Consider the following 25,742-nt stretch of genomic DNA (forward strand, 5'->3'; position numbering starts at 1 on the left):
ATCAACCACTTACACATCAGCGTGGTAGATGTGGCATTAAATTAGAAAAAACTTTTTTCTATATATACTGCAAAATCATATTCACCATTGTGTCCAGATAGCCTTTATCATCCTTAAACAGCACATGATTCTTTTGGAATTCACCTTTCTCAAATGGATTCTTCAACCAAAACTCCACCTGCTCCATTGGTGTATTGCTGATAATGAAACTGTTCAACATCAGGTGAGCGTTGCCCAACTGAGAAGCCACTTCTGTCTGTAAATACTTGAAGAGTTGAATCTTATCATCCTCCAATCCTTTAAGATTGCGAATACCTTTCGGGTCGATGAAGGTGATGTATTGCTTCTCTCCATCCAATATCCATAAGATAAAATCAGGATAGAAGTTGTTTGCATCAAAGAAACCCAATCCCCTCTTGCTCTCATTGCGAAGCAGATAAACCTGCTTACCAGCCAGCACATCGTCTTGATGAACCCTACAATATTCACGGAAGGAAGTAACAAAGTTCTGTTCTCCTAAGTTTAATGCCACAGGAGACACCTTCAACGTTGGCTCACCAGTTACAACATCTACATAAGGACGATTACCATTGACATCTTTCTCTGCAAGGAAGACCAAAGGTTTATACAGATGTTCCTCCACATTCAAAGCCTTGAAATAAGGAGCATCAAGAACTAAGTCTTTACCAAATTCATTGGTCTCCACCTGCTCCTGCAATATTTTCAAATAATCCACCACATTATACAAGTCGTTACGAACCTCTATTTCATATTCGTCAGGCATACCTATATTATAATAGGTAACGCGTGTCTCCTTCAGATGTTTTTGCTCTTCCTTCGACTTGGCCTTCTTGTAAGCCATATCCATATAGCCACGGAGCAGACTGATTGTAACATCCTGCCACAACTCCACATTCTTTCCGAAATCATGAAAGTTCAAACGGTCTTCAGGAATTGACAATTCGTACCAGGAAGGATTTGCCATCAGATACTTCAAGTCTTCCAATCGCAATTTCAGATTATACCAACCTCGCTCTGCCTTCATACCCTGCAAGGCAAAGAACACTTCCGTCCAGTCTATCCAATTCAGATGCTCCTGTCCCAAAACACCAATATAGCGACTTGCTGCATTAGCAGTTTGAACATTCTTGCTTCTCAGCAAATCCACCTTTGGATATTTGTCCAGTTTTACATTCACCTTTTTCATCAGGCTTTCATCGGCAGGTTCCACCACGGCAGACTTCTTGAAGTTATAGCCATCCACGACTTTCGGCAATGAGAGATGAAGAGCATCTAAATCAACAGACTTAATGGTTTTGATGACAATCTTCTCATAGTCTATCTCATTGGTAGGTAAACCTTCATCCTCCAAATATGCCTTGAAGGCTTCCATATAATCAGCCCGCACGCCAAAGATATTCAGAGTCTCTATGGTTGACAAATTCTTTGGAATCATCTCTTCCTGATAGCAGGCATCCAGCATCTTGCTTCGCTTCAGGGAATATCTATATCCCTTCAGACGAACGCCACGACCGAAAAGCTGAATTATCTCAGAACCTTCGCTGCGTCCCACATTCATCAGACCCATCACGGAAACTCGCCAACTGCTCCATCCCTCAGTAAACTTCTTGGAACCAATCAGGATGTTGACGGTTGAATCTTGAGAATTGATATTGTTGAAGAGGCTGGAAGTTCCGAATGCTTTCGTTTCACAAAGAAATCCTTTATCCTGCAAGAGTTTCAGCAATTCCTTACCATCACCCACATTGATGACGCCGAAATAATCCTTAGTACTTCCTACTCTCAATCCAATCTCCTCAAAACCTCCTTTTTGAAGATCGATATGAAGTTGGGCACTATGGATATTGGAGTGGAAAAGATCCCGCAGGATAGCATCGTAGATATTCTCGGCAAACTTCTGTTTGTCATCTTCTACGAGATAACCACCTTTAAGCGCCAGGAAAGAATTGCCAAATACAGAATAACCATTCTTTGTTTTCAATCCATCTTCCGAACTGAGCAAACGACGGATATAACCTGAAAACTCTGTACGATTCCGGATAAAATCCTGCAAGAACAAGAGTATCTGAGTTACATCCGATACCTGATTCTTATTTTCCTTGCTCACAGCCTTTACGCTACTTCCCACAAATATTCCCAAAGGCTTTTCCACCAGAAACCTGTTATGAATCCGCATATCACTCTGATAGATTTTAGTCTGTTCATAAAGACATAGCAAATATGCCGTGAGATACATATTGAGCAAATCATCATCATTCCAGTCGTTCATATTCATGATACGATAATCCTTGCCATATCCATCGGCATAGAAATAACGATAGGAATAATCAAAAAGTGTTGCCTTACCATATTGGTCAAACATCGCCTTCCGGTCTTTGGCATTACTCTTTGCAGAAATGGCTTGACCAAAGGTAGCGGAATACTCAAAAGAGAAGCCTTCCTCGGTCAACTTCTGGCGATACCCCATCCAGACATCGCCACTGGAACCTTTGTGACCTTCATCTACCAATACCAGGTTGTTGCCCTCGAAAGCCTCAACAGCTACCGTTTTATCTCCATCCTTATCTGCCAATTTATTGATATCGATGATTTCTACAGCCTTGCCTTGAAACAAACCACCAACACCTTGCTTGCTGAACATAGCAACATCCATATTAGAAGCCTTCAACTCTTCATAATGCTGACGACTCAATCCTTCATTTGGAGTCAATACGATGATGCGGTTGAGTTTCTTGGCATGATGAATCCTGGCATACTCCTGATATTGCTTGATGTTGACATGCATCAGCAGAGTCTTACCTGAACCTGTTGCATTCCAATAAGCCAACTTATTCAAGTCATCAACTGTAAAGTCGGGCAACTCGTGCCAGGTTTCTGCACGATGATTGAAGTCATCATGCAGAAAACGATTCAGGTTGTCGCAAAGTGCCTGCGGATTACTGAAATACTGGTCGAGATAGATTTCCGTGAACAAGAGGGATAGATACTGGAAGTACTTCCACTTGATTGGTTCACTTCGCTTCTCGTTAATCTCATCAGTAAACTTCACGATATGCTGGTCATAAAAGTACAACTGTTCTATGGACAAAGGACCTGTAGCATAGAGCTTATGACAAAGCTCATGATAGAGTTTTGACTCGTGGTCATCATTCAATCCTTCGTATGCAGGATCCTTGAGATCACGAGACCAAGCCTCCAAGTCCTTACAGCCAAACAGCTGCAAGATATAATGAAACAGGACCAGTGCCTGCTGCAGTTTTCCTTTTTTCTGTATTTTCTTAGCCATAATAAGACCTATTCAAACATTCTCTTCTTAAATTCTTCCTCAATGAGTACTACTTTCCAATGCTCCTCATCCGTCTTGATATTCGGTAATGTATTATCACCATTTACATAAATCTTATCGAACTCTGAGTCTGTGGTGCAGTAGGCTTGCTTACGGAAGAATTCATTCAAGTCTTCGTTGCTCACCTTGTTGCAGTTTCTCCAAATCACGAGAGTTCGCTCATTGCCGATATGGGTAGTTCCTTCCACCACACAGTAGCCATCCTTAGGATAACGGAGCGTCTCAACATTCAGACCGATAAGGTAATTGAATGTTTCCACCATATCAACATGGGTATCTACCAACTCATTATCCTTGGTTGTCTTGATAGACATGGCAAACGGATTCTTAAACCATTCCAGGTTGAAGAGATCTCCCTTGGTTTCTGTATCGAGCATATAACGAAGGAAATAGGTTTCCTCGAAATCTCCCTTGCCATTCTCGTTATCGAAGTCGAGTCGCTGGTTCTTCGGCTGCAAATTATTTAGGGTATCCTCATATTGCTCCAGACGGATGTACTTGAAGCATTGAGAAATGCCTTTACGAGAAACAGGCTTGCCATCCTTCCAATCCTCGGAATAGATTACTTTTTCAATGCGAGGCTTGGTTACAGAATTGAAGTATTCCGCCATTTCGCAGAGGATATACTTGCGATTTCCGGTGTCTTCTCTGTTGAGATTGATGACCGCATGACCTGTTGTACCAGAGCCAGCAAAATAATCCATTATTACAGATTGTTTGTTCGCACCTATAAGCACTATCTGCCTTATCAATCTAGAAGGTTTGGGTGATTTAAAAGGAGGCTGTCCAAATAAATCTTTAATTTCTTTACGAGCTTCATCATTATGTCCACATTCTTCATAACTCCAATAAGAAGTAGGAACAACACCTTGCTGAACTTCATTTAAATAGCGCTTCAACTGTGGTGCTCCATTTCCATCTAACCCAAAATACACTCTTGTTTCTTTTATCCATTCTTGAATTCTCTCTCTATTAGTCATCCAAGAACGACCTTTAGGAGGATAATATATTTTATTTGTTTTAGGATTTTCTATAGGAAAATCATAATTAGCAGAATAAGTTCTAACAGACAAATTATCCGGACGCCATCTGCCTTTACCATCATTACTATCATATTTATACAAAGAGTTTTGCTTTTCTGTTCTTGGCAAAAGATTCCTTATAAATGATGAACTTCTTCGATAAACTAATATATAATCTAAAACACTAGAAAATGTTTTCGAGTCATTAGCTGAAGCATAATTTTTATGCCACATTGATTGCGAAATAAAATTACCTTGTCCAAAAATTGAATCCAACAACTCTTTATAATTTGACTGTTCATTATCGTCGATAGAAGAAAACAGCACGCCATCTTTTGCAATAAGAGACAATCCACTAATTGTTTTATTAGACAACATTGTCAGCCAGGATGAATTTTTCAAACTATCCTTATACATAAAATCGTCACCATCAGTATTATAAGGCGGATCAATATAAACACATTTCACAGTCTCACGATACTTCTCCTGCAACAATTCCAGAGCCTGGAAGTTCTCACTATTAATCAGCAATCCATTACACTCCTCATCTACTTTCTCCATACTTCCCACGAGTTTATGCTTGAACTCGACACTAAAGAACTTAGTGTCAAGCACAAGGAACGGATTGTCTTCCAGGAACTTTTCTGTTAATGGCTCACAATAGCCCTCGGTCATCATATCCCCTTTGATTTCATCGATGGCAAAGAGGCGAACCCATTCTTTACGCTGCTCATCATTAGCAATAATCTCTGGGTAAAGGGTACGAGGAATTCGGTCGAGTGTGATACAATAATCACAACCGACTACAAACTTTTTCTTGAGCCACAACTTCTTTTGGAAATCTTCGAGCTGGGCAAGGAAGGTGATAATCTTCTCTCCTACCAACTTGATGGCTTTCACTTGTGCCAAATGCTCCATGATATGAGTAGCATCCAAATCATCCAAAAACATTACCTCGTTTTTGATATAGAAATCAAGTTCTCTACGAAGGAAGCCGCCCAAGTCTTTGTGGATGAAATAATCAAAATTGTTCTTTGCCGTATAGTCTTGCAGATGCTTCATCAGCAAAGTGCGTTCCTTATTCTTTTCTGTTGGCACCTTTTCATTGACCAACTCTGCAAAGTCGGCATATTTTCCTTCTGCAAACGAAGAAATAATCTTAGCCTCAGCATCCTTGATAAGTGCATCCTGCTTGGTAGTCTTCGGCATCAACTCATAAGTAAAGAAGATGTTAAGCTCACCATCTTCCTCTGCGATACAGTCCGCTTCACAAAGTTGGAAACGGCGCTCCATATTGTTGGCAGCCTTGTTGTTGTTCTGCTCTGTATCCGCATCACGAAGAACAAAGTGTACCTTACGACGGCTGGTCGGCAACACGAACGAGTAATTCTTGAAATACTCAGAAGTCTTGATGTAATACTGGTCGGCATTTGCCCAATACAACTTCACTTCCTCTCCGCTATAAGGAATGGCATAGGCATCGTCCTTATAGCGACGTTTAGAGATAAAATCGCCACCCTCATAATAACGGCTAAAGAATTTAGCCAAATGAGAAAACACCTCATTCTCCATGGCAGAAATATCAGTTCCTGCAGAAGTTTGAGTCTTCAAAATCTTTGTAATTTCAGGAACAAGGCGATTGTTCAAGAACGCCTCGATATCCTTACGCTTCTGATTCATGATGCGATATATACCAAAGTCGAGTTCGGCTTGGTCGAGTTGCAGTATTTCTGCAAGTATATCTCTAAATTTCTGTTCGTATAGTGTCATTGTTTATTCCTTAGTTATATTATTTTTGCTTTGATTCCGATTCATTTCTTTAAAGTCCAATGCACGCAGAAGAGTTCTTCTTCCGTAATATGCTGCTGGATAAATGCCTTCACTTTGTCTATCATTCCGTCTCGCTTCTCCTCTATCTCATCTTCGAGATTAAAGATTTCGGCTCGCTTACGCTTCTGCTGACGAGTAAGGGTATTCAAATCCTTTTCCAGGGTCAATGTTTGCTGTGCATTCTCCGAACGACTCAAAAGTCTTTTCTTCTCCTTGATTTTAGCCTTGATGTCTTTCAGTTCATTCTCCAAAGTGAGCTGCTGGTCTTCTGCCCATTTCTCGATATGCTGAATTTCAGCATCAAGCAAAGCCTTGTTTCGTTCTTCTATCTGAACGGTCAAGGCTGCTCGCCGGTTATCATACAGGGAAGCCAACTTCTGACTTGCTTCCTCCTGCACACGAACATTTCCGGTACTTATCGTTGGAACATTCAATAGTTTTTCAGCAAACTCCTGACCCAAAGCCGTTCCATCTTCCGCAAGTGCCGTCAGCACAATGTGCTGTTCCTGTTGCCCTTCGGATATAAAAGAAACAAGATGAGCCTGTAGCCATCCACTTTCATAAGCACATTGTTCTATATCTGCCACCTTATAACGGTATAGGCTATAATCGAAGAGGAGATTTTGCTGGCTTTGTATATTCTGCTTACACAAGGCAATGACCTTTTGAGCCAAAGGATGAGACAAACGATAATTGATGTATTGCGATTGCAGCGTCGTTATCTGATACATGCCACATTCTGCTGCCACATCAGGATAAGGATTGTGCTTCAAGCGAAAGACGAGATTGGTTTCATCTACTACTTCTACATTCTCCTTACCAAGCGTAGCAATGGTTATCGTCCAAAGCCAGCGATGGAACTTATTCAGATTTCCCATATCCTTGCCTTGACGAATCTTCAGCAGTCCCACCACATCCTCATCAAAGTTTTCAAGCAGTTGCTTGCGCGTATCTTGCATCGTTGCCTTGATACTCGCATCCATCTCTTGCTGAATCTGGTCGAAGGCTGCATTGATTTCTTCGGGAGTACGGCACTGCTGATAGATGTTGAGCATCCGCTTCTCAAAGTCAACACCCGACTCGATGCTGCCCAACACCTCATCACTCGAACCGAAGACACCATCAAAGAGATGGAATTTCTCAGAAAGCAGTTGGAACACACGCACATCAGCTGCATTTGCCTTGTTGATGAAGTTGAAAACCACAACATCATTCTTCTGTCCATAACGATGGCATCTACCTATGCGCTGTTCCACCCTTTGAGGATTCCACGGCAAATCGTAATTTACGATAAGTGAACAAAACTGAAGGTTGATACCTTCTGATGCCGCCTCGGTAGCAATCATGATTTCGGCTTCGTCTCTGAAATAATCTACAATAGCCTGGCGCTTGTTTGCCGACAAAGAAGGGGTAAAGGCTGATGTGCCTATATTCCGCTCTTTCCATGCCTTATATATCTTCCGGGAAGTTTCATCATTGTTGGAACCATTGAAGAGGACTATCTTGCCCATATAACCATTCTCTTCTAAAAGCTGTTTCAGATAGAGCTGGGTACGGGTACTTTCCGTGAATATCAATGCTTTGCGGTTGGCTCCCAACTCTTCCATCTTCTGAAATCCTGTATGGAGTGCCGACAAGAGGCAATCACCTTTTTTATTGCTACTGATACTATTAGCAAGATCATATAGACGTTGGAGTTCCTTGATTTCATCCTTGATACCTTCTATCTCATCGGAAGTAAGGATTTCTCCTTCCTGTTCGTTCTCATCCTGCTCATTCCATTCATCCCAATCATCGCCCAACATATCTTCGGCAACCATAGCAATTTTTCCATTTTCTCCATACCAGCCTTGCTGTTTATCGGCTGAATAAGGAGCTAGCTTGGTCTGCAAACGGTCGATAAGCGTTTTGAGCGTATAGCCGATGGCAAAGGTTGATGAAGACATGAGTTTGCGGAATATCAGCGTAATCAACTGACGTTGACTGGTTGGTAATCCGTAAGTATCATCTCGGCGAAGATACTCGCTGATTTGATTATAGAGTTTCTGCTCTTCAACGGCAGGATAATATTCCTGCGCCATCGGGATACGGGAAGTATATTTTACATACTCCGTAACCTGTTTGCGAAGCGTGCGATGCACGATGGGGCGAAGACGCCTGCGAAGATCACCAAAAGCAATATCATCGTTTTTGTTACTATAGCAATACTGAGCCTTGAAACTCTTCAAGTCACCAAAGTAATGGTCATCGATGATACTTACCAGACCATATAATTCCTCAATGTTATTCTGAAGCGGAGTGGCGGTAAGGAGGAGTTTATGACTATCAGAAAAAGCTGATTTCAGACGGGAAGCCATCGAAGGGGTTGACTTATAAACGTTACGCAGTTTATGAGCCTCATCATAAACCACCAGGTCCCAATGAGTGCGCGACAAGATTTCGGCTTGTCTGGAAGCAAACTGATAAGAGCAGATATAGATTTGCTTGCCATCGGAAAGATGGTCTAAAGAAATCCCCTTTTTCTTTTCGAGAATAAAAGAATCCAGAAAGAACTTTTCCTCCAGCTCCATGCTCCACTGTCGGCGAAGGGTAGCTGGAGCAACGATGAGGATACGACGCTTACGTTCAGCCCAAAACTGGCTGATAACAATACCAGCCTCTATCGTTTTTCCCAATCCCACCTCATCGGCAAGGATAACACCTTTGGAGAAAGGAGATTGGAATGCAAAAAGAGCCGCCATCACCTGATGGGGGTTCAGATCGACACGTGCCTCCGACAAGACACCCGTCAACTTATCATCATCTGCACCGCCCCTATTGCGTGACAACTGCCAGGCATAATACAAGAGCTGCGCAGATGAATAAGGGATTTCCTGTTTCATCGTCGCTTATAAGGGATTATGAGCGTAAACTTTATCGGAATTAGCAGGTCACATTTTTGCTATGCTTGGGCAAACTTCCAGGCTTACTAAAACAATGCAGAAGAGACAAATACCTTTTTGCGAAACTATATAAGAAAGGCGTAAGCCTCACTTATCAGTCTCTTAGGTATTTGGCGTGACCTACTCATATAGATAAGTTTAGCTCACGCCTTATGAGCGTGAGCATCTACCTTATTTACTATATGAATGTCTGTTTCAATCGCCAAATTTCAAGAGACTCCAAATAATCGTAAACGCTTGTATATTATTATATTATATGTCTAAAGTTTATTCTTTCTGTTTCTTATTATTCTATTTTATTTGTTCAACTTATGTTACAAGGGAGCAGCCGCCTGGGGCAACCTTTCCCTTTTCGAGGGCAAAGGTACAAAAAATAAATGAAAGATGCAACTTAATACCTCAAAATATCTTTTATCGAGTAAATTTTACTAGAAGCATCAAAGGAGAAATACTGGTCATCCATAATCATATAATCCTCTCTCTGCTTCTTGCTCAGACTCTTAATATCGGGAAACATAGATATCGTAACTATCGGCAGAAAGTTTTGTTTGTCCTCCCATAATTATATATTTTTTCTTTTGTGGGCAAATTTACAAAGAAATATCGAGAATACCACATTTTTTATATATAAAAGTTTGGAGAATACAAAGAAAACTTGTAATTTTGCAGCACATATAATAAATTAATTAATAGGAGGACATAAATATGGCAACAGCAATAAAAGCAATCCCTACTTTACATGGCGAAGATGCAATTCGCTTTCGTGAGGAAATGGAAGCAAACGAAAGAGCATTTCTTTCAAGATCGAAAAGGGATAGAAATAAAGACCCCTTTGTTATAAAAATGAGAGAAATGTTACGCAAATCTGGATTAAGATAATTAAGAAAATGAAATTAGAAGATATTGGTTTTCTTTGTGTACTAACAAAGGAAGTTATAGATGAATGCAATCTTTTCACTTGCGGAGATGACCCTGATATGGATGAGTTTTTCTGCAAAGACGCTCTTGATTATACAAAATTCAGAATGGGAAAATCATACTGCTTTCGTCTAATTGACAACCCCAAAGAAATCATTGCATGTTTCACTGTATCAAACGATAGTATTCGTCTATTCGACCTAGGATCTTCCAAAAAGAACAAAATGTGGAAAGAAATTTCCAATCGAGAAAAACGTTTAAGCAGATATCCTGGAGTTTTAATAGGAAGATTAGCTGTCGCTTCCAAATATGCCAACAAAGGCATAGGAACAGATGTCATAAGATTTATCAAAGAATGGTTTGTTGATGAGGACAACAGATCTGGTTGCAGATTGGCTATCGTTGATGCTAAGAACAAGCCAAATGTTCTTCAGTTCTATCAAAAGAAATGCCATTTCAAATTCTTATTCAAATCAGAAGAAGATGAATTTAGATACATGCATCTACACGATGATAAATGTTGTGACAAACAGGCTATACACCTTAATACGAGACTCATGTATTGTGACTTATTGGCAGAAGATTAATGAAGTATTTAAAGATACTTAGCTTAAAACAGAAGAAATCATGATAAACGACAGAAGACAACTGGCTGACGTGTATCAGCAAACTATAGATATTGTACAGGAGGGACATTATACCTCTGAGAATGGGGAGGAAGTGAAACTGCCCGACAACACGAAGATGCTGAAGGGAAGCAGATTCTATACCAAGCCACTGGATGCTTCAAACATACCTACCCTTGCAGATGGTTCCACCAAGATTATCGTGAAGAATGACGACAGCATTCATTGCGGTCATCTGTTGCAACAGGAAGGATACAATCCCGTGGTTCTCAACCTGGCAAGCCGTCGCAACCCGGGCGGTGGAGTGAAGAACGGAAGCCGGGCTCAGGAGGAGAGCCTCTTCCGCAGCACCAACCTCTTTCTCTCAATGTATCGTTATGCAGAATATGCCGAGGATTACGGTCTGGAAAAAAGCAAGTTCCAATATCCGATGCCTGTGAGATTCGGAGGCATCTATGTGCCATACGCTACCGTGTTCAGAGCTGGAGTTAAGGATGACTTCGCCTTGCTCGATACTCCTTATTATATGTCGTTCGTGGCAGTAGCTGCCATCAATCATCCTGATTTAGATAGAGATGGGAACATCTGCGAAGAAGATGCCGCTCTGACGAAAAACAAAATGCGGACGATGCTGCGTATCGGTTTGCTGAACGGACACGACAGCATCGTGCTCGGTGCTTTCGGTTGCGGTGCCTTTCACAATCCTCCGAAACATATCGCAAGACTGTTTCACGAAGTCATCAACGAGAAGGAGTTCAAGGACAAGTACAAGCTCATCGCCTTCTCCATCCTTGAAGACCATAACTCGCCAAGAGGTGGAAACCTGCAACCCTTCATCGAGGAATTCAAGTCATAAACTCCCACAGATTTCACAGATTTACACAGATGGGGCTTGATTAGCAGTAATCAATGCCCCGTTTCTCGCACTCACCTCGCAGGGCGGCGAGGAAGTAGCTGCGTTCGCTGCCCCAACCACGAACCTTGCGCTCGTGATCCACGGTCTGCTTCAAACGCTCATCGCTGTATGCGGCAAAACGGGCAGCATACTCTGAAATTCTTGACTCGGCATAACCTGCACCAACAGTTGATGACTCAGCATTAGCTGCCTTAATTGTTGATGACTCGGCATTAGCTGCCATTACACTCTCATTGTTCTTTAAATCTGAATTCGGATTCATAAAGATAATTATTTTAAGTTGTTAAACACTTACGCATTCTTTTACCACCGTGGTTATCTCTATGCGAAACTCGGTTGGTGTGCCGCAACTGGGCAACTCTTAATGCTTGATTTCGGGTGCAAAAGTACATCATTATTTTGAAACCACCAAATTATTTCGGGATTATTTTTCTTGTTTTTTTCCTTCTTCTAAAAAAGAAGATTTTTCAGGATAGCAGATAGCAAGCGAAATACCCGAATTGATTAAAAGAGATGTACTCGACTTGATTGAAAGAGATATCCTTTAATGGTTAAACTTTCCTATATTTGCATTATAATAGTATTATAATAATAAAATTATAATTACCTTTGTAAATTGACAATCAGAAAGATACAAACAATTGAAATATAAAAACAAAGAATGATATGATACAGCAAGTAGAATTTTCATTGCGCCCGCTTCCTCGCGGCTTTCACCTCGTAACCAACGAGGTGATGAGGAACTTGCCAGCGCTGCCTAAGACGGGGATACTGAATCTCTTCGTAAGACATACCAGTTGCGGATTGTCGCTGAACGAGAACTTCGACCCGGATGTGAGACATGATTTAAAGGGTATCTTCGAAAGACTGGTTCCAGATGGCGACCCAAGATACCTGCATCAGGATGAAGGACCTACGGATATGTCGGCGCATGCCAAATCGAGCATGGTGGGTGTATCGCTCACCATTCCTATTACCAATGGCAGACTGAACCTTGGTACATGGCAGGGGATTTACTTCTGTGAATTCAGAGAGGGAGGCGGAAGCCGACACCTCATCGCAACGATTATCGGGGAATAAATAACCGTTGCGACGACTCGGAGACGCCTCTATTTCCTGGATGAATCGGAGGCGTCTTTATCAATTTCACGGAAAAGTCCGAAGTATCTCTTGCATACCCAGACGATACCTACTACCATTGCTATGACGAGGATTCCTCTTAAAAATCCACTTAATATCTTTGGCATACAATCCCAAATCGGCAGGAGATGCAACGCAAAACCTAAAACCGCCGTCAATACCAACACACCGATAGTCAAGAGTTTCTCGTTTTTGATAGCTGGCTCAGGATCCTCTACTTCTACCAGGTTTCTCAACTGGTATATCTTATAAAAAAAGAATACACCGTTCAGACATAAAAGAACACAGCAAACGATCACTCCACCCACAAATACAGGCTCACTTCCGATAAAATCCATACAACTAATCCATAACCAGAAGAGGGCTGACCATAAAGCTGCATAGCGATCCAACAGGGACAGGTAATATACCTGTCGGGCATTGACTATCTTGACGAAAGGAAAATCATTGGCCTTTGGATGATAGCTGTGAAGCAAACAAGCAATAGGGAAAAAAGTACCCATTCCAGCCAACAGAAGAAGATAAGGCAAATCATCAGATGTGGCATGAATGATGTTTCTGATGGTGAGCAGCCACATGGCAAGAACCAGTATTCCTACAATAAATTCAAAGACCCTGGCACTTGTAGAACGATAGATCTTGACTTGCGCAAAGATGCCAACCCGCTCTTCCTTATCGCCATTTTTGAATAAATCAAACACAAAACTAAATATTTTATTCTTCATCTTTCTTTTCCCCTCCTATTTGATTTGAATCGACTTCTTCCTTCGTTTTCTTTGATGCAGCCTTCTTTTTCTTAGGCAGTCTGCCAGCCTTGTGCAGCGCTTCAGCGATGATCCATTGCAGCTGGCCGTTGGTTGAGCGGAACTCATCCTCCGCCCACGCTTCAATGGCACTCATCGTTTCCGAATCAATGCGCAATATAAAACTCTTCGTATTTGTTTCCTTTTTAGCCATACTTTTTTAATGATTCAATGTTCCCGTATTTACTACAGGCTGGGCGGTATCATCGCCACAGAGCACTACGAGCAGATTGCTGACCATGGCAGCCTTCTTGTCGTCATCAAGCTCTACCACATCCTCATCACTCAACTTCTGCAATGCCATTTTCACCATCGACACGGCACCCTCTACTATCTTCTCTCTGGCAGAGATGATGGCTGAAGCCTGCTGGCGACGAAGCATCACGGCTGCTATCTCCGGAGCATAAGCCAGATAGTTGATGCGGGCCTCTACCACCTCGATACCTGCCATTGCCAATCGCTCATCGATGCGAGCCTCCAACTCCTTATTAATCTCATCACTTCCATCTCGAAGCGTAATCTGATTCGACTTTCCACCCTCGTCATCATCGTAGGCATACTGTCCAGCTACCTGTCGGAGAGCGGCATCTGCCTGAATCTGAACAAAGCGGCCCAGCATGTTCATGATCTGTGCAGCAGAAGCACCGATGCCAGCCTGCCCCGTAGAACCCTCTGCCATCGTCTGGGTATCAATCTCGAAGATAGCCTTGTAGGTATCCTTCAGTTTCCATACCAGCACCATACCAATCATAATCGGATTACCCGTCTTGTCATTCACCTTGATAGGTTCGGCATCGAGGTTGCGCACACGAAGCGAAAGCTTCTTCTGACTGATAAACGGATTCAGCCAATAGTAACCCGGCTCTGTAAAAGTGCCACGATACTTACCGAAGAAAAGCAACACGCGAGCCTGACCCGGCTCTACCAGGATGAAACCGCAGACGCAGATGATACTCAGGACGAGAAGCAGTACGCCACAAACACCACAGACATTTGCCAGCCAGCCTTCTTGCGAAACGCAGGCAAATATAAACAAGCCAACTCCAGCCAGAAAGCCGATGATGTTTAACACTAACATCAGGATGCCATTCAAGGTCTTTCCCTGATACGTAAATTCCTTATTCTCCATAATTTTACTTTATTTATTACGTTATTGATGTTGATATCATTTTGATATCGCAAATATACGATATTAAAATGATATCACAAGGGCAGAAGAAAAAGATTTCAAATACTTTAACGTAAAAAGGTCGTTGGGACGATACCCAACGACCTTTTCTCAGATTTTCACCTATTTATATATAGAAAACAGATTCTATCTTCATATAGAGATAGATTCTGTCTTCTATAGAAATATTATTCTATCACTTCCATTTCTTCCTCTTCTATTTCCTCCTTGATTTCCTTCTCTTTCTTTCCGAACTCAGGATCTATCTTCAGGAAAGCGGTAACCAGGAAGGTGATGGCGCAGCATGCCATCACGATGATGAAGAACAAGCGATAGCCTACCATATCTTTCAGATATCCCGAAACCATACCTGGCAACATCAAACCTAAATAAGAGATACCTGTACAGATGGAATAATGGGATGTCTTGAACTTGCCCTGGCTATAGAACAGCATATAAAGGGTAAGAACCGTGAAGCCCAAACCATAACCGAACTGCTCGATAAAGAGGCAGCTCGAAACCACGATGATGTCGCTATTGAGTGAGTAACTCAAATAGATGTAAACCACATCAGGCAGGGTAATGGCACAAACCATCGGCCAAAGCCATTTCTTCATACCATCCCTACTCACCAGAATACCACCGATGATTCCACCCAGCAGCAAACCGATTAGTCCAACAGTGCCATTGGCAAAGCCATATTCCTGCGGAGACAATCCCAGTCCGCCCTGCGAATTAGGACGAAGAACGAAGGTTTTGGTCATCGTATTCAAGAGTGCTTCCGGGAAACGATAGAGCAGGAGAAAGAGCATCACACAGATGGTTTCTCCCAATCCGAATTTCACAAAGAAGGTGCGGAACATATTCTTCAGTTCGTGCGCCACTTCGCCCACCGTTCTATCGGTCTGCACATCCTCCTTCGGACGCGGCATGAACCGGCTATGATAGAGCCACAATCCGATGAAGATACCTGCCAATCCGTAGAAGATAAGCGCCCATGAGAAGCGAATCTGGTTACGGAACAGCACCTGGAGAACACCAGCCAGCATCACCAGGAATCCATTCACGAAGATGATGGCAAGGCGATAGAAGGTATTTCTCAAACCCACGAACTTGGTCTGCGTATGCTCATCCAACTCTATCATATAGAAACCATCCGCCGAAATATCGTGGGTGGCACTACAGAAGGCAATGAGGAAGAAGAAGCACATCGTGGCCTGGAACCAGAAGGCAGTAGGCAGCGAGAAAGCGATGCCGGCAAGAGCTGCTCCGATGAGCGCCTGCATCGTCAATACCCACCAACGCTTAGTCTTCAGCAGGTCGATGAATGGACTCCACAAGGGTTTGATAACCCAAGGCAGGGCGAGCCATCCGGTATAGAGACCCACCTCAGCATCAGTCAAGCCCAACTGCATATACATAACCACAGAGAGGGCTGTCACGATGACGTTAGGCAGTCCTTCCGCAAAGTAGAGTGTCGGAATCCAAGCCCATGGATTCCGACTATTTTTCTTTGTTACCATTTTACATCACTATTTATAGAGTTTCTTGATTTCAGCACCCTGATAATAGTGCAGGAGGATGGCATCATACAGATAACCTTCCTCTCCCATCACAGCAGCACCAATCTGACAGAGACCTACTCCATGACCCCATCCTGCACCGATGAGTTCGAAACGCTGAGGTACTCCCTGCTCATCTTCATCCTGTTTATCTACCACAAAAGCAGAACTTAAAAGATGAGAATCGCTGAGTGCACGTCGGATTTCGAGTTCCTTACCGATGGTGAAGGTCTTCTCGGTACCGATAATCTGGAGTTTGCTGATTCTTCCACTCTTACCACGCTCCACGGCCTTCAGGTCGAGGATGGCACCAAAATCCATCTTCAGTTTGTCAGCGATAAGCTGCTGGAGTTTCTCCTGAGTGAGCGTTACCTTCCAGCGATAGAAATCGGCAGTCTCCTGGTCATAGTCATTCAATACCTGCGAAAGAATCTTCTTGTCTGTCGTATTGCAGAAAGCAGGTGGGTTCGAGCGAATCCACTTCTCAGCCTCTTCCTCGCTGGTAAGATCAGGCATAACCTTTGCATCCTCTACACCCAAGGCAATATCCCTTACGGCTGTGAGATAATTCTTCGGCGTATTCTCCCAGCAATACTGGAACTCTTCGGTAATACCGCCACAACACTTCGAGAATCTGGCATCACAAATCTCATCACCATCCAGCAGAACCTGTCCTCTGGTGAGTCTTACCGCCTCTGCCACATGTGGTGAGGTCTCCTTCGTAATTCCCTGATAACGCTGACAGTGGTCATCGGCACAAACATCGAAAAGAGTATGATCTTCGCGATCGTACCAACGGATGAGCATATCCTCCTTCTTCACGAAAGAGAAGAAATTGTTGCCACTCTCCGCCACCTCTCTGCGATGCTGCATCTGAGCCAAAAGCCAAGAACGGGAAATCACGGCGTGCGCCTTCAGGAGTTCGAGACTGGATGTGGCACTCATCTCACTGCTGATGACACTCTCCAGATATTTCTCTACAGGCAGCTCATTAATGGCTAAAATCTTATCAGATTCTACCAGGAATCTCAGCGTACCCAGGAAAGTCTGGGTTTCCTTACGCTCCCAATGGAAGTTCACACCGATGGTTACATCACTCAAGGAGAAAGAGGCATTCGAGCTCTGCGGATGGAAAGTCAGTGAACTATACTGATTTCCGTTCCAAAGCACGCCACCTTCTGAGAATTCCACCTCCTGCTCACCGATTACGATTTCTCCCTTGGCAAGATAAGGTTTGTTGAGTATGAAATGAACCTTCTGCGCACTCACGATTCCAACAGTTACTTCCGGCTCCTTACCATTATTATATAAGGCAGAAGCTCCGACAGCAGCCTTAGCCTCCTTTGCCGCCTTCAGCTTGTTAACGATAGTCTCTACCTTCTCTGGACTGATACCGCATTCCTGCAAGATAGCAGTAGCCTTTTCATCGGTGAGTTTACGGAAATCTTCCTCACGAGGAGTAATGATGAGTCCGCTCATATCGAGTGCTCCCGGCGAAACCATCACCTGTGCATCCCCTTCAGCAAAGTAAGCATCTGGTCGATGTTTCTCTCTTGGGATAACCACAGTGATGAATTCTTCACACTTACGCCAGGCTACGATGTTCATCATTGGCTCTTTCTCGTCGCCACGATGAGGCAAAGCCTTGTAAAGTCGGCGGAAGAGGGTTTCATCACTCTCTTCACTCTTCGAGATGATAACAAAGGCTGGCACGATGAAATCGCGAACCAATGCAATCTTCTCATCATCATTCAGCGAGATGATATCGGTAAGATTGCGGGAAAGACGCTGCCAGTTTGCCTGCAAAGGAAGAAGTCCACTAGAACCAGCCTGGAAATGCAGGTGGTCTGGAGCAGAAGCTCCACACTTCGGACCATTATAGAATACCATCAAGTCGCTGTGCAGACTCAGGAATCTGTGCATCTCACCATAGTTCTTATAGATGAGCTGATACTGGTGTTTGCGTGCCGGGATCGTGAAATGGATTGGCAAGATAGGGAACGGATTCACCAGAAGTTGGAACTTATCGTCTATCTGCTGCACCATCTGTTCTTCCGGACGATTGGCAGCACAGAGGAAGCAAGGGCGCTCGCTCAATGCCTTCTTGTCGATTTTAGCTCCCGTGCTTACCATACGGGCCGGATTCCACTGCAACTTCACAAACTCAGAGAGCGTCTTGGTCTCTACGTGCTTGAGGTCGCGATAACGATGTCGAGCCTCCCCCCATTGCTCCAACTGTCGATTGAAGAATCGGGAGATACTGCTATCTTCCATGATATCAGCCTTTCCCAACAGCATCTGCTGACGTGCCTTCAACTCCATGGTGCGCAAACGGTCTTTATAAAGATTATTGGCGTTCACCTTTTCTATACTAAGAGCAGCATCAGAGTTTCCTCCCCAGCGACGACAGAGGTAGAGTTCCTCATAGATTCTGCCGATGCGGTAGCGGCGAGAGAAAGCCAAGCCCATCGCATAGTCCTCGCCATAGCTGGTATTAGGAAACGGTATCTGTCTAGCCAACGGGGTAAAGAAAGCACGAGGAGCGCCTAATCCGTTGATGCGCAAGGCATTGTTGCAGCCATTCTCCTCGGTCCACTCCTTATGGTCGATAAGTCCAGGAGGAAGGGTCTGCAGATCGAAGTTGCACATACGATAAGAACCCACAATCATCGCAGCCTTCTGCTGATGGAAAGCATCTACTATCTTCTGCAGTGTATCGGTAGAAGAATAGAGGTCATCGCTATCGAGCTGAACGGCAAACTTTCCGCAAAACTCGCTAGAGATGGCCAGATTCCAGCATCCACCTATTCCAAGGTCTTTGCTTGTAGGTTGGAGCAGGAAGAGACGTGGACTATCAGCTATTTTCTGCACGATTTCACCGGTACGATCGGTAGAATGATTATCTACGACGATGACATTGAACTTGAAATTGGTCTTCTGGCTCATTGCACTAAGCACAGCGTCTGCGATGGTCTTCTCTCTATTGAAAACTGGGATGATGACAGATGCCTCATATTCAAAGTCCTGCTCATCAAAATTCGGCTGACGATAGTAACAGGTATCAATCAGAGCGCCCAATTTGCCAAGATGCTGGGTACAAGCCTTTTCCATTTCTATCTGCACCTCCCTGTTACGAGGATTCACATAGTCAAACTGCTTCTCACCGCTCTTGCGATTGTCTCTCTCAGTCTCGGTATAGAGATACTCATTGATATGGAAGATTTCTCCCACTCTACTCAGATAAAGTCTCAGGTCGTAGAGACCTGCATAGAGGTATTCCTGACGATCGCGCTGAGCTACATAATCACGGAGAGCCTGTGCCTTGATGAGCCAGAGGCTTCCAAAATCGAAATCATCACGGAGTGAACCCTGCTGATAATCGATTACCGGATGCTTTTCCAACTTAGAAACTCTCAGTGATTTCTCCTGCTCAGAAGCATCTTCACCCAATGAAGCCTGGAACTTGGCTGTTTCCTCCTCATCCAACACCTTCGTATAATGGTCGGAGTAAACCATCACAGCTCCCGTGTCATCAGCCACACGGAGAAAACGCTCCAATGCGAGATTGCCCCATTGGATATCTGTATTTTTGGTACAGATCAACACATAGTCGGCATCGGTGTTCTCAGCGATGCTCTCTACTGTGTTAGAACTCTCAAGGCGGTCAACGGCAATGAAGGTGCAACCTTCCGGCACCGGATGCTGGGCTGCGAAGTCAGTGCTCACCAGGAGGTTGATATGCTGTACTGTTTTGTCTTCGTGAAGATCTATGGTCGTAAATCTAGCTTCCTGTAGGTCGTCACAAGGCAAGAAAAGATCTATTTTTTCTCTCATTTTCACCTTATTTTAGCTTATTATATTAAAATATGTGGCAAAGATACGAATTTTTCAGCAAAAAAGCGTATCTTTGCAGTATGAATAATGAAAAAAAATATCTTTTAGGTCTTACACTTGCTGAATTGAAGCAGGTGGCCAAGGATCTCGGCATGCCTGCCTTCACCGGCGGACAGATGGCGAAGTGGCTCTATGAGCAGCACGTAAAGAGCATTGATGAGATGACCAACATCTCAAAAGCCAACCGTGCCAAGCTCGCTGCCGAATACGAAATAGGATGCGCAGAATTCTCTGACGCACAATACTCTGTGGATGGTACCATCAAGTACCTCTTCCCTACCCGAAGCGGCAAATTCGTAGAAACGGTCTATATCCCGGATAAAGACCGTGCCACCCTCTGCGTTTCATCACAGGTGGGCTGCAAAATGAACTGCCTCTTCTGCCAGACAGGAAAGCAGGGATTCGAGGGAAGTTTGCCTGCCGGCGATATTCTGAACCAGATTTATTCGCTGCCTGAGGTGGATAAGCTCACCAATATCGTATTCATGGGACAGGGAGAGCCGATGGACAATCTCGACAATGTGCTTCGTGCCACAGAAATTCTCACCGCCAATTACGGTTGGGCGTGGAGTCCGAAACGAATCACTGTAAGTTCTGTAGGCGTGAAGAATAAGCTGAAGCGATTCCTGGAAGAGAGCGAATGCCATGTGGCAATTTCGATGCACGACCCGATACCATCAGAACGTGCAGAACTGATGCCTGCTGAACGCGGAATGAGTATAGAACAGGTGGTAGAGCTTCTGAAGAACTACGATTTCTCTCATCAGCGCCGCCTGAGTTTCGAGTACATCGTATTCAAGGGAGTGAACGACAGTATGCAGCATGCCAAGGCCATCATCAAACTGGTGAAGGGGCTTGATTGCCGTTTCAATCTCATCCGCTTCCATCAGATTCCCGACATCCCGCTGCAGGGTGTGAACGATGAGAAGATGGAGCAGTTCCGTGATTACCTCACTTCCCACGGTGTTTTCACCACTATCCGTGCCAGCCGCGGCCAGGACATCTACGCAGCCTGCGGTCTGCTCAGCACCTCGAAAAAGATCGGAGAAATCCGACATCATGAGGATGAGAAGCAGAAAGAGGAGATGTAGAGAGAATAACATAATGGTGAGAAAAACGATAACGTTCCTTTTCCCGTTCTATCTTATATTCGTTCTCCTGACAAGTTGCGATATAACAGGTAAGAACAGGAAAAAGCCAGCCAGCACGGGACAACCTTACGAGGTGGTACTCGAGGGTGATACCGACAGCATCGTGACAAAGATGCTGACGGAGGATGTGACAGGACTACCTCAACCCGAACCACTCTGCCGACTGATTCAGGTAAAAAAGGGCAAGACACAGGGCAGCTATCTGCTCGTCAGAACCCGCATCATCGTGAATATTGGAGAGCGGGACTTCTCCGTCAGGCTGAGCCACGACGAAAATGCTGCACCGCAGAATATCATCCGCATTACAGCCCGCTCGACACAGCAGTTGCAGGAAAGGCTCAATGGCGAAAGACTCCGCCAAATCGTGAATGAGGTAGAGTTGAAACATCTGGCAGATATCATCTCCTGCAACCCCAGCAAACAAAACAAGGAGATGCAGGACGAAATCAAGAAGATGTTTGGAATTGACATGAAGATTCCGGTCTCGATGAACGCCAGCAAAAAAGCAAAAGACTTCATCTGGATCTCGAATAATGCAAGTACGGGAATGCAAAACCTGCTTGTGTTTAAAGTGAAGAGTGAAGAACGAAGAATGAAGAATTCAAATGCATTTTATGTAAATGACAAGACTCAGATTGACAGCATTCTTCGAACCAACATGCTCGGCGAAACCGACAGCATGTATATGGAGATTCCAGTTCTTTCAGAAAGAGGGCTCTGGGAGATGAAGGGGGATGCCATGGGAGGACCTTATGTCATGCATCGCATTCATAAGTCAACAAGCCAAGCAGAAATTCAGCAAGGCTACGACCTCTACATCATTGGCTTCGTCTATGCTCCCGAAATGAAAAAGAAAATATTAATCAAGCAGCTCGAAGCTGCGATTTCTACTATAAAATAAGTATTAATGGACAACAAGAAAATCAGGGTGGCTATCACCCACGGAGATACCAATGGTATCGGATATGAACTCATTTTTAAGGCATTCAGTGAGCCAGAGATGTTGGAGTTTTGCACCCCAATCATCTATGGTTCACCTAAAGTGGCAGCTTATTATCGCAAGGCGATGAATCTGCCAGCCCAGTTCTCTATCATCCAGAAAGCAGAAGATGCAGAAGATGGACGTATCAACCTCCTCGCAGCCGTAGATGAAGAGGTTAAGGTAGATATGGGACTTCCTACTGATGAATCAGGAGCTGCAGCCATCAAAGCACTCGACCGTGCTATGACCGACTATCGCAACAATCTCTACGATGTCTTGATTACAGCACCAGTAAGCAGTCAGAACGTCAAAATAGAAGGATATACCTTCAAGGGACACAAGGAGTACATCGAAACATGCATCGGCGACCGCAACAGTTCCCTGAGCATCCTCATCGGAGACGACCTCCGTATCGCAGCTATCACAGAAAAGACTCCTTTGGCTCAAGTAGCTGGTGCAATCAGTCAGGAAAGTATCGTGAGCAAGACAACATTGCTCTGGCAGACATTGAAGCGCGACTTCCTCATCACCAATCCACGTATCGCCGTACTAGCCCTGAATCCTAGCATCAACGAGGAACAGAGTTGTGGCAAAGAGGAACGCGAAATCATCATCCCGGCTATCGACCACCTTGCTGACAAGGGAATCCAGGCGTTTGGTCCTTACCCTGCAGACGAATTTTTCGGCAGCGGTTACTTCAGCGAATTCGATGGAATCATGGCAATGTACTACGATCAGGCTACCGTACCATTCCATGCTCTCTACAACGAGGATGGCGTGCTCTACACTGCAGGCTTGCCACTTATCCATACCGCAGCCAACACAACTCCTTGCTACTTCATGGCAGGCTGCAACGAGGCAGACCCAACATCATTCCGCCATGCTATCTTCACGGCACTCGATGCTTTCCGCCATCGCGAAACAAGCGACGAGGTGGGTACAAACCCGCTGCCAAAACTCTATCACGAGAAGCGAGACGAAAGTGAAAAGGTTCGCTTCTCTATCCCTAAGAAGCACGCTCCATCTCCATTCCCTTCAAAGAACGGAAAACAGGGAGCACCAAAGGGTAACGAGCAGAAGGAGGCACAGAACAATGCTCCAAGAAACAACGAGCAGAAGGAGGTGCAGAAGGAGGCACAGAACAATGCTCCAAGAAACAACGAGCAGAAGGAGGTGCAGAACAATGCTCCAAGAAACAACGAGCAGCAAAACAACAACCAGAAAGCTCAACAGCCAAACAAGCAGAAGGCTGCACAGGCTGCTGCAGCACTCTCAGCTGTTCTCTCTGCAGTTCAGGCTGGTCAGAAGCCTGCTTCTAAAGAGTAAAAAACAAGGCGAAATTAGCTGCTGGAACTTGTATGTTTCCGGCAGCAATATCAGCCTGATACGTGACTAGAAATTAAGGAAAAAGAGCAGAAAGATAGGCGAAAAAGTTAAAAATCACCTATTTTCTGCTCTCCATAACCTATTTTTGGACGAAAAAAGCAGATAATTCAAAAAAAATATGTAATTTTGGCAGCTAAATGGATAATTCCGAACTTCAAAAGATAAAACAACGATACAATATCGTCGGAAATAGCGACGGATTGAATCATGCTCTCGATGTTGCCTTACAGGTGGCACCGACAGACCTTTCCGTGCTCATCATCGGAGAAAGCGGAGTGGGTAAGGAAATCATTCCAAGAGTCATCCACGACAATTCTCCACGAAGAAGAGAGAAATACTTCGCCATCAACTGCGGCAGCATCCCAGAGGGAACCATTGACAGCGAACTCTTCGGACACGAAAAGGGTTCCTTCACTGGAGCCATCGGTGAAAGCGAAGGTTACTTCGGAATAGCCAACAAGGGAACCATCTTCCTCGATGAGGTAGGAGAACTCCCTATCCAGACCCAAGCCCGACTGCTTCGTGTACTGGAAACTGGTGAATATATCCGAGTAGGAGGTACAGAAATCCGAAAGACCAATGTTCGTATCGTAGCTGCCACCAATGTGAATATGCGCAAGGCTGTGAGCGAAGGAAGATTCCGCGAGGATCTCTACTATCGTCTCAATACGATTCCTATCCAGATGCCTCCTTTGCGCGAACGTGGCGGTGACATACTCTTGCTCTTCCGTCTCTTTGCCATGCAAATGGCTGAGAAATACCACTTGCCGAAAATCTCGCTTTCGGAAGATGCCAAACAACTGATGTTGAAATACAAGTGGCCAGGAAACGTAAGACAGCTCAAGAATATCACAGAGCAGATGTCGGTACTCTCAAAAGAAAGAGAAATCGGACTGGATGCACTTCTCCAATTCATCCCAAAAGATGAGGAGAGTACACAGCTGGCCCCGATTCCTCAACAGAGCGTAGGGCAGCACAGCTATGAAAGCGAACGAGAAATTCTCTATAAGATTCTGTACGAATTGAGAGGAAACGTAAGCGACTTGAGACGCGAAATGAACTCGTTGAGAAAACAACTTGATGAAGCGCGCGGACTGAACGGTGCCCAAGGGTTCTCACAATCACAACCGATAGACAACAGTATCATACCCGCAAACTATCCAATAGATGTGACACCATCTCGTACGTCGGATATCATACAGTCGCACTCGGATATGCTGAACTCTCATCCAGACCTGATACATTCCCGACCAGAAGCTCAGGAAGTAGAGGCAGAGGAAATCAAGGATTTCGACAACGAAGAGATGAGCGAGAACGAATCGCTTAACCTCAGCAAACTCGGCAGGCAGATGATAGAAAAAGCATTGGAGAGAAACAATGGCAATAGAAAAAAAGCAGCCGACGAATTGGGAATCTCCGACCGCACCCTCTATCGAAGAATCAAGAAATACGGACTCGGAAATGATTAATGACTCATTGCTGGGAAAGACAATAATAAAGAATAAAAATATGAAGCACTTACGCGCGTACCTATATATAATAGGCGTCATATTGGTAATGGGAACTACTGCTGCCTGCTCCGTAAGCTACAAGTTTAACGGAGCCAGCATTGACTACACCAAGACCAAGACCATCCAGTTGGCTGACTTCCCTATCCGAAGCTCGTATGTTTGGGGACCAATGGGTCCGATGTTCAACAATGAGCTGAAAGACAAGTTTGCCAGCAACACTCAGCTGCGCCAGGTTTCCCGAAACGGAGATTTGAAGATTGAGGGAGAAATCACCCAATACTCACAGCGTAACAAGTCGGTGAGTGCAGAGGGATATTCTGCACAGACCGAATTGAGCATTACAGTGAACGTCCGCTTCACCAATACCAAAAACCACAACGAGGACTTCGAGCGACAGTTTACCTCCGCCAAGACCTACGATACCACTCAGAGCCTGGCATCAGTGCAAGAAGAGCTAGTTACCCAGATGGTAAAGGATTTGGTTGATCAGATATTCAATGCAACTGTAGCTAACTGGTAAAAAA

General features: G+C 44.3%; 17 protein-coding genes, 1 pseudogene and 1 riboswitch. Of the genes and pseudogenes, 9 read left to right on the forward strand and 9 right to left on the reverse strand.

Annotated features, from left to right (window positions below; translation table 11 throughout):
* Positions 1-58: 58 nt before the first annotated feature.
* From CFT61_RS09585 to CFT61_RS09595, 3 genes are read right to left on the reverse strand one after another with little or no spacing between them, the layout of a single operon-like run.
* On the reverse strand, positions 59-3,307 hold the full coding sequence (locus CFT61_RS09585) for a DEAD/DEAH box helicase family protein (RefSeq protein ID WP_089544220.1): 3,249 nt from the start codon (positions 3,305-3,307) through the stop codon (positions 59-61).
* Between the two features lie 8 nt (positions 3,308-3,315).
* On the reverse strand, positions 3,316-6,159 hold the full coding sequence (locus CFT61_RS09590; protein ID WP_089544221.1) for a site-specific DNA-methyltransferase: 2,844 nt from the start codon (positions 6,157-6,159) through the stop codon (positions 3,316-3,318).
* A 41-nt stretch (positions 6,160-6,200) separates the two neighbouring features.
* On the reverse strand, positions 6,201-9,101 hold the full coding sequence (locus tag CFT61_RS09595; RefSeq protein WP_089544222.1) for an SNF2-related protein: 2,901 nt from the start codon (positions 9,099-9,101) through the stop codon (positions 6,201-6,203).
* A 765-nt stretch (positions 9,102-9,866) separates the two neighbouring features.
* Between CFT61_RS09595 and CFT61_RS16970 the strand changes: the two genes are divergently transcribed.
* Genes CFT61_RS16970 through CFT61_RS09605 form a run of 3 tightly spaced genes read left to right on the forward strand, consistent with a single transcriptional unit; the run spans position 9,867 to position 11,561 of the window.
* Complete coding sequence (locus tag CFT61_RS16970; protein WP_153073944.1) at positions 9,867-10,040, forward strand: hypothetical protein; 174 nt, start codon at positions 9,867-9,869, stop codon at positions 10,038-10,040.
* Positions 10,041-10,048: 8 nt separating this feature from the next.
* Entirely contained in the window at positions 10,049-10,666 is a 618-nt protein-coding gene (locus tag CFT61_RS09600; RefSeq protein WP_089544223.1) for a GNAT family N-acetyltransferase, read from the forward strand.
* A 40-nt stretch (positions 10,667-10,706) separates the two neighbouring features.
* A complete protein-coding gene (locus CFT61_RS09605; RefSeq protein ID WP_089544224.1) occupies positions 10,707-11,561 on the forward strand; it encodes a TIGR02452 family protein in 855 nt (284 codons plus the stop codon).
* A 40-nt stretch (positions 11,562-11,601) separates the two neighbouring features.
* On the opposite strand, the gene CFT61_RS09610 is transcribed toward CFT61_RS09605, so the two are convergent.
* Positions 11,602-11,883, reverse strand: coding sequence for a hypothetical protein (locus CFT61_RS09610; RefSeq protein WP_089544225.1), 282 nt, complete (start codon positions 11,881-11,883; stop codon positions 11,602-11,604).
* Positions 11,883-11,994, reverse strand: a riboswitch (SAM-I-IV-variant riboswitch). It overlaps the preceding gene by 1 nt.
* Before the next feature lie 293 nt (positions 11,995-12,287).
* Between CFT61_RS09610 and CFT61_RS09615 the strand changes: the two genes are divergently transcribed.
* The gene (locus CFT61_RS09615; protein ID WP_089544226.1) at positions 12,288-12,701 is read left to right on the forward strand and encodes a secondary thiamine-phosphate synthase enzyme YjbQ; all 414 of its coding nucleotides are present in this window, start codon (positions 12,288-12,290) and stop codon (positions 12,699-12,701) included.
* Positions 12,702-12,730: 29 nt separating this feature from the next.
* On the opposite strand, the gene CFT61_RS09620 is transcribed toward CFT61_RS09615, so the two are convergent.
* The 5 genes from CFT61_RS09620 to CFT61_RS09640 form a co-directional block, all read right to left on the reverse strand.
* The gene (locus CFT61_RS09620; RefSeq protein ID WP_089544227.1) at positions 12,731-13,486 is read right to left on the reverse strand and encodes a hypothetical protein; all 756 of its coding nucleotides are present in this window, start codon (positions 13,484-13,486) and stop codon (positions 12,731-12,733) included.
* Positions 13,476-13,718, reverse strand: coding sequence for a DNA-binding protein (locus CFT61_RS09625; RefSeq protein ID WP_089544228.1), 243 nt, complete (start codon positions 13,716-13,718; stop codon positions 13,476-13,478). The genes CFT61_RS09620 and CFT61_RS09625 overlap by 11 nt, the downstream gene beginning before the upstream one ends.
* A gap of 6 nt (positions 13,719-13,724) precedes the next feature.
* A complete protein-coding gene (locus tag CFT61_RS09630) occupies positions 13,725-14,693 on the reverse strand; it encodes an SPFH domain-containing protein (RefSeq protein ID WP_089544229.1) in 969 nt (322 codons plus the stop codon).
* A 227-nt stretch (positions 14,694-14,920) separates the two neighbouring features.
* Positions 14,921-16,255 (reverse strand): MFS transporter, encoded by a 1,335-nt coding sequence (locus CFT61_RS09635; RefSeq protein ID WP_089544230.1) that lies wholly within the window; start codon positions 16,253-16,255, stop codon positions 14,921-14,923.
* Positions 16,256-16,264: 9 nt separating this feature from the next.
* Positions 16,265-20,128: a DUF4922 domain-containing protein gene (locus tag CFT61_RS09640; RefSeq protein ID WP_089544231.1), complete on the reverse strand. Its 3,864-nt coding sequence runs from the start codon at positions 20,126-20,128 to the stop codon at positions 16,265-16,267.
* Positions 20,129-20,208: 80 nt separating this feature from the next.
* Here CFT61_RS09640 and rlmN point away from each other — a divergent pair, with 80 nt between their 5' ends.
* The 5 genes and pseudogenes from rlmN (at position 20,209) to lptE (ending at position 25,738) form a co-directional block, all read left to right on the forward strand.
* The gene (gene rlmN / locus CFT61_RS09645; protein ID WP_089544232.1) at positions 20,209-21,279 is read left to right on the forward strand and encodes a 23S rRNA (adenine(2503)-C(2))-methyltransferase RlmN; all 1,071 of its coding nucleotides are present in this window, start codon (positions 20,209-20,211) and stop codon (positions 21,277-21,279) included.
* A 13-nt stretch (positions 21,280-21,292) separates the two neighbouring features.
* Positions 21,293-22,240 (forward strand): DUF4837 family protein, encoded by a 948-nt coding sequence (locus tag CFT61_RS09650; protein ID WP_176425569.1) that lies wholly within the window; start codon positions 21,293-21,295, stop codon positions 22,238-22,240.
* Positions 22,241-22,246: 6 nt separating this feature from the next.
* Positions 22,247-23,335 (forward strand): annotated as a pseudogene (locus CFT61_RS09655) (PdxA family dehydrogenase); the annotation flags it as partial.
* Between the two features lie 509 nt (positions 23,336-23,844).
* Positions 23,845-25,176 (forward strand): sigma-54 interaction domain-containing protein, encoded by a 1,332-nt coding sequence (locus tag CFT61_RS09660; protein ID WP_089544235.1) that lies wholly within the window; start codon positions 23,845-23,847, stop codon positions 25,174-25,176.
* Positions 25,177-25,216: 40 nt separating this feature from the next.
* A complete protein-coding gene (gene lptE / locus CFT61_RS09665) occupies positions 25,217-25,738 on the forward strand; it encodes an LptE family protein (protein WP_176425570.1) in 522 nt (173 codons plus the stop codon).
* Positions 25,739-25,742: the final 4 nt, after the last annotated feature.

The organism is Segatella copri (genome assembly GCF_002224675.1).
Lineage (GTDB): Bacteria > Bacteroidota > Bacteroidia > Bacteroidales > Bacteroidaceae > Prevotella > Prevotella copri_U.